Here is a 1,978-nt window from a genome sequence, read left to right as displayed (position 1 = left end):
TTGTTGGCCTTTCCGCTCCTCAGCTCCGTCGACTTCTTCAGAGAAGTCCCGATCGGTAATTGGCTATCTTTCGACTGGCTGCCGGATGACGGATATTTTGGGGTGATGACTCCCCTGACCGGCAGTTTGATGCTGGTGCTGGTCACCCTACCCATGTCTCTGTTTATCGGCTGGCTACTCAGCCTGTCTCTGGTCGACAACCGCAAGCACTGGCTCAACCCGGTACTGGTCGCGATCCTCGAGGTCTGGATCTCGCTGCCTTCGGTGATCATCGGCGTCTGGGCCATCATCCAGATCGTCCCCCTGGTGCGCGAGACCTTCGGTGGCAACGGCTACTCCCTGCTGGCCGCATCCATCGGTCTGACGATCTTTATCACGCCCATCTGCACCCTGTTGTTCTATCGCAGCTACCTGACCCATCTGGATCAGTTCCAGGGGCTCGAATACAGTTTTCAGATGTCCGCCTTGAGCCGCTCCGAGCTCTTCATCAAGAGTCAACCCACGGCCGTCATCGGCACCATCAATTATATCTTCTGCCGCATCTTCGGCGAGACCATGGTGGTGGTGATGGTGTCCGGCAACAGCCTGCAGATACCCAGCAGTTTCCTCGACAGTTTTCGATCACTGACCGCGGCCATCGCACTGGAGATGTCTTATGCCTCGGGGTTGCATGAACAGGCCCTGTTCGCGATGGCCAGTATCGCCATCGTATTGATCCTGGTCGTATTGCTAGCGCAATACCGGAGATTGATCAATGTTTAAGATCATCGCAAAGCGCTGGCTGCTGTGGCTGTACCTGCTGCTGACGGTGAGCGTGCTCGCCACCTTCTTCAAGCCGCTGGAGTTCGAGCATACCACCGCGGGCATCATCGTCGGGACCGTCATCGTCACGGTGGGCGCGGTGCTGATTGCCGCGTTGCCCGCTTACCTGATTGCCGGGGTCATGGGCGGTATCATTCACCTGCCGAGCTGGCTGCAATCACTGACCGCGGTCTCGGTTTACATCCTCGCCGGCATGCCGTCGATCATCCTCGGGATCATCGGTTTTCTGTTGTTCGTCAATGCCTTCGGCTTCGGCTGGTCGATGCTGTCCGCGATGCTAACCCTGATCATGCTGCTGTATCCGACCCTGGTGACGGCGTTTTCACAATTGCTTAGGCCGTTCAACCAGCGCTACGGCATGGCGGCCAAGCCCTTCGGCGTCGGCCCGCTCGAATTGCTGTTCCGCCTGTCGCCGGCGTATCAGAAAGGCAAGGTCCTCGACGCCCTGATCCTGGGCTGGGCGACCTCGCTGGGCGATACCGCGGCGGTCATGCTGACCTGTGGGGCATTGACCGCCTTTCCCGAATCCATCATGGACTCGGTCCGACTGATCAACTTCCATATTTTCCTTCTGGCTATGGATATCCCGGGCGGCATGCCGGAGGCCCGCAGTCTCTCGCTGCTGTTGACAATCTTCCTGCTGTTTCTGTTCATCGCGCCACGTCTGGCACATCGCTACCTATCGGAGGATTGAAGCCATGTCTGTAACATGCTTTGCCACGCCCGCACAGTCGATCAATCGCGAACACGTCCAAGTGTCGATCAGCAACCCACACGTCCAGTTGCTGTTCGATGACCCTGCCGATCGCGGCATCATGATCAAGGATCTGCGCATCCTGGCAAGGAAGAAGACGATCCTGACGGTGGATGAGCTACGCCTGCCGAAGATCGGCGTCGTGGCAATCATGGGCCCTTCCGGCTCTGGAAAGAGTACGCTGCTGAAGGCCATGTCCGAGTTGATGGACGACAACCTGAGCCATGTAGGCGAGATCCAGATCACCTGTAGCGATGCCGACGACGCGGTGGACAGCGTCTGCTCCCATTTCGCCATGGTCTGGCAGAAGCCGACCGTTTTCCCCTGCTCGATTTGGGATAACTTGAAGATCCCGCTGCGCAAGCGCAAGGTGGCTCGCCAGGAATGGCGCGGGATGATGGA

The 1,978-nt window shown here is 58.2% G+C and carries 3 protein-coding genes; all 3 read left to right on the top strand.

Going from position 1 to position 1,978, the window contains the following annotated elements; translation table 11 throughout:
* Positions 1–762: PstC family ABC transporter permease (locus tag CKO31_RS25630; protein WP_200243634.1), on the top strand; the 762-nt coding region annotated here is incomplete at its 5' end.
* Positions 755–1,516: an ABC transporter permease family protein gene (locus CKO31_RS25625; protein ID WP_200243631.1), complete on the top strand. Its 762-nt coding sequence runs from the start codon at positions 755–757 to the stop codon at positions 1,514–1,516. The genes CKO31_RS25630 and CKO31_RS25625, both read left to right, overlap by 8 nt.
* A 4-nt stretch (positions 1,517–1,520) precedes the next feature.
* On the top strand, positions 1,521–1,978 hold a 458-nt coding region (locus CKO31_RS25620; protein WP_200243629.1), incomplete at its 3' end, for an ATP-binding cassette domain-containing protein.

The sequence above is a fragment of the Thiohalocapsa halophila genome (assembly GCF_016583825.1).
In the GTDB taxonomy this organism is placed as follows: domain Bacteria; phylum Pseudomonadota; class Gammaproteobacteria; order Chromatiales; family Chromatiaceae; genus Thiohalocapsa; species Thiohalocapsa halophila.
Note: the sequence above shows the minus strand (reverse complement) of the source record. Positions and strands in the feature narration are given on the sequence as shown.

What these genes read in the sequence shown, in the direction of transcription:
- CKO31_RS25625 (WP_200243631.1), top strand. Translation starts at nt 755, where the DNA reads ATGTTTAAGATCATCGCAAAGCGCTGGCTGCTGTGGCTGTACCTGCTG.